The sequence below is a fragment of the Streptomyces sp. NPDC058289 genome, assembly GCF_042880975.1.
GTDB lineage: Bacteria > Actinomycetota > Actinomycetes > Streptomycetales > Streptomycetaceae > Streptomyces > Streptomyces stoeckheimensis.
In genome coordinates this window covers 10,309-14,486 of record NZ_JBHVYI010000143.1, presented here as the reverse complement: position 1 = coordinate 14,486, position 4,178 = coordinate 10,309, and the positions used below count along the sequence as shown (strand labels likewise).

Sequence of the window (4,178 nt, the reverse complement as noted above, 5' to 3'; positions counted from 1 at the left end):
ACCCCGAACCAAACCCGACGGGCACCCACCCCCACCGAAGCTCCGCCCCCCGGCCACGGCCCCGGACCCGGCCCAAGACCCCCGCACACCAGCCCCCTAAGATGAGTCCAAGGCGGCCAACAGGCCCGCCATCGCCGAGGACGGCGACATGGGAGGAAGCCCGGTGCGAATCCGGCGCGGTCCCGCCACTGTGAATCCGCGGCCCCGGCCCCGGATGAGTCAGGAACTCCCGCCGTCCTCACTGCCCGGGGCGCGGAAACCCCGAGGAAGGCCTGCCGCCGCATGATCCTGCTGCTGTCGACGTCCGACACCGATCTGCTCAGCGCCCGCGCAGCGAACGCCGGGGACGCTCCCGTCCCGTACCGCTTCGCGAACCCCTCCCGCCTTCCCCTCGACGACCTCCCCGGTCTCCTCGACGGCGTCACCCTGGTCGTCGTACGCCTCCTCGGCGGCCTGCGCGCCTGGCAGGACGGCCTCGACCTGCTCCTGGCCCCCGGCCAGACCCGCCCGGTGGTCGTGCTGACCGGCGAACAGGCCCCCGACGCCCAGCTGATGGAAGCCTCGACCGTCCCGATCGGCATCGCCGCCGAGGCGCACGGCTACCTCGCCCACGGCGGCCCGGCCAACCTGGACCAGCTCGCCCGCTTCCTCTCCGACACCGTGCTGCTCACCGGCCACGGTTTCGAGCCCCCGGCGGCCTCCCCCACGTGGGGCCCGCTGGAGCGCACCCCGCAGCGCGCCCCCCATGAGGGAGGGCCCCGGATCGCGGTGCTCTACTACCGCGCGCACCAGATGAGCGGCAACACCGCCTTCGTGCACACCCTCTCCGAGGCGATCGAGGCCCACGGCGCCCAGGCGCTCCCCCTCTACGTCTCCTCCCTCCGCTCCCCCGAGCCGGAGCTGATCGAGCAGCTCGCGTCCGCCGACGCGATCGTCACCACGGTCCTGGCCGCCGGCGGCACAAAGCCCGCCACCGCCTCCGCCGGCGGTGACGACGAGTCCTGGGACGCCGGCGCCCTGGCCGCCCTCGGCGTGCCGATCCTGCAGGCCCTGTGCCTGACCGGCTCCCGGTCCGCCTGGGAGGAGAACGACGAGGGCCTGTCCCCCCTCGACGCCGCCACCCAGGTCGCCGTCCCGGAGTTCGACGGCCGCCTGATCACCGTCCCGTTCTCCTTCAAGGAGCTGGACGAGGACGGGCTGCCCGCCTACGTCGCCGACCCCGAGCGGGCCGCCCGCGTGGCCGGCATCGCCGTGCGCCACGCACGCCTGCGCCACATCGAGCGCCGCGACAAGAAGATCGCCCTGGTCCTCTCGGCGTACCCCACCAAGCACTCCCGCATCGGCAACGCGGTCGGCCTGGACACCCCGGCCAGCGCCGTGGAGCTGCTGCGCACGCTCATCGCGGGCGGGTACGACTTCGGTCCCGTCGAGGACGTCCCGGGCCTGGTCTCCGGCGACGGCGACGAGCTGATCCGCGCCCTGATCGAGGCCGGCGGCCACGACCAGGACTGGCTCACCGAGGAGCAGCTCGCCCGCAACCCGGTCCGGATCCCGGCGGCCGACTACAAGCGCTGGTTCGCCGAGCTCCCGGCCGATCTGCGCGAGAGCGTGGAGCGGCACTGGGGCGAGGCCCCGGGCAACATGTTCGTGGACCGCTCGGCCAATCCCGAGGGCGACATCGTCCTCGCCGCCCTGCGCCGCGCCAACCTCCTCATCCTCATCCAGCCGCCGCGCGGCTTCGGTGAGAACCCGATCGCGATCTACCACGACCCGGACCTGCCGCCCTCGCACCACTACCTGGCCGCGTACCGCTGGATCCAGGCCCGCACCGAGGACGGCGGTTTCGGCGCCGACGCGATGATCCACCTGGGCAAGCACGGCAACCTGGAGTGGCTGCCGGGCAAGAACGCCGGCCTGTCGGCGTCCTGCGCTCCCGACGCCGCGCTCGGCGACCTGCCCCTCATCTACCCGTTCCTGGTCAACGACCCGGGCGAGGGCACCCAGGCCAAGCGCCGGGTGCACGCCACCCTGGTCGACCACCTGGTGCCGCCGATGGCGCGCGCGGAGTCGTACGGCGACATCGCGCGCCTGGAGCAGCACCTCGACGAGTACGCCCAGATCTCCGCGATGGACCCGGCGAAGCTGCCGGCGATCCGCGCGCAGATCTGGACCCTGATCCAGGCCGCGAAGCTGGACCACGACCTGGGTCTGGAACAGCGCCCCGACGACGACGGCTTCGACGACTTCCTCCTCCACGTCGACGGCTGGCTGTGCGAGATCAAGGACGCCCAGATCCGCGACGGTCTGCACGTCCTGGGCGGCGCCCCGACCGGCGACGCCCGCGTCAACCTGGTCCTCGCCATCCTGCGCGCCCGCCAGATCTGGGGCGGTACGACGGCCCTGCCCGGTCTGCGCGAGGCGCTCGGCCTCGACGAGTCCGCGGCCACCCGCACCACCGCCGACGAGGCGGAGGAGACGGCCCGCGCGCTGGTCCAGGCGATGGAGGACGCGAACTGGGCCCCGGAGGCGGTGGCTTCCGTGGCCGCCGGACATTCGGCGGACGTGGCGGCGGTACTGGACTTCGCGGCCCGCGAGGTCGTCCCGCGCCTGGCCGGCACCACCGACGAGATCGCCCACGTGGTCAGCGCCCTGGACGGCGCGTTCGTCCCGGCGGGCCCGTCCGGCTCCCCGCTGCGCGGTCTGGTCAACGTGCTGCCGACCGGCCGCAACTTCTACTCGGTGGACCCGAAGGCCGTCCCCTCGCGCCTCGCGTGGGAGACCGGTCAGGCCCTGGCCGATTCCCTCCTGACCCGCTACCGCACGGACAACGGCGAATGGCCCGCCTCCGTCGGCCTGTCCCTGTGGGGCACGAGCGCGATGCGCACCTCGGGCGACGACGTGGCCGAGGCCATGGCGCTGCTCGGTGTCCGCCCGGTCTGGGACGAGGCCTCGCGCCGCGTCACGGGCCTGGAGCCGATCCCGCTCGCCGAGCTCGGCCGTCCGCGCATCGATGTGACCCTGCGCATCTCGGGCTTCTTCCGCGACGCGTTCCCGCACGTCATCGGCCTGCTGGACGATGCGGTACGGCTGGCGGCCTCGTTGGAGGAGCCCGCGGAGGACAACTTCGTACGGGCCCACGCGCAGGCCGACCTGGCCGTGCACGGGGACGAACGGCGGGCCACCACCCGCATCTTCGGCTCGCGCCCTGGCACGTACGGCGCGGGCATCCTGCAGCTGATCGACTCCCGCGACTGGCGCACCGACGCCGACCTCGCGGAGGTCTACACGGTGTGGGGCGGGTACGCGTACGGCCGGGGCCTGGAAGGGCGCGCGGCGCGCGAGGAGATGGAGACCGCCTACAAGCGGATCACGGTCGCGGCGAAGAACACCGACACCCGTGAGCACGACATCGCCGACTCCGACGACTACTTCCAGTACCACGGCGGCATGGTGGCCACCGTCCGCGCCCTGCGCGGCACGGCCCCCGAGGCGTACATCGGGGACTCGACCCGGCCCGAGACGGTCAAGACGCGCACGCTGGTCGAGGAGACCTCCCGCGTCTTCCGTGCCCGCGTCGTGAACCCGAAGTGGATCGAGGCGATGCGCCGCCACGGTTACAAGGGTGCCTTCGAGCTGGCCGCCACCGTCGACTACCTCTTCGGCTACGACGCCACGACCGGTGTGGTCGCCGACTGGATGTACGACAAGCTGACCGAGACGTACGTCCTGGACCCGGAGAACCGCGCCTTCCTGGAGGAGGCCAACCCCTGGGCCCTGCACGGGATCGCGGAGCGGCTGCTGGAGGCCGAGTCGCGCGGCATGTGGGAGAAGCCGGACCCGCAGGTCCTGGAGGCGCTGCGCCAGGTGTACCTGGACACGGAGGGCAACCTCGAAGGCGAAAGCGACTAACCGGGCACCGGCTGGATCAGACTGAGCCGCATGTGCCATTACTGCGGCTGCCGCGAGATCCCCCTGATCAAGGAGTTCATCGCCGAGCACGAGGCGGTGACGAACGCCGCGGGCGACGCATTGCGCGCCCTGGACGCGGGGGACCTCCCGAGGGCGCGTGCCCTCGTCGCGGAGATGACGGCCGTCCTCCTCGCCCATTGGGTGGGGGGGGTGGCGGGGCGGGGGCGTGTAAAAAAATCCAAGCCCCCCAGCCCCACCGCAAAGGGGGT

At 72.8% G+C, this 4,178-nt stretch carries 1 protein-coding gene, 1 pseudogene and 1 riboswitch; the gene and the pseudogene both read left to right on the top strand.

All coding sequences use genetic code 11. From position 1 onward, the window contains the following. Positions 1-152 precede the first annotated feature (152 nt). Positions 153-229, top strand: a riboswitch (cobalamin riboswitch). A gap of 53 nt (positions 230-282) precedes the next feature. Further along, positions 283-3,909: a cobaltochelatase subunit CobN gene (gene cobN / locus ACFVX6_RS38700; RefSeq protein WP_389699281.1), complete on the top strand. Its 3,627-nt coding sequence runs from the start codon at positions 283-285 to the stop codon at positions 3,907-3,909. Positions 3,910-3,939: 30 nt separating this feature from the next. After that, positions 3,940-4,178: pseudogene (locus ACFVX6_RS38695) on the top strand (hemerythrin domain-containing protein); the annotation flags it as partial.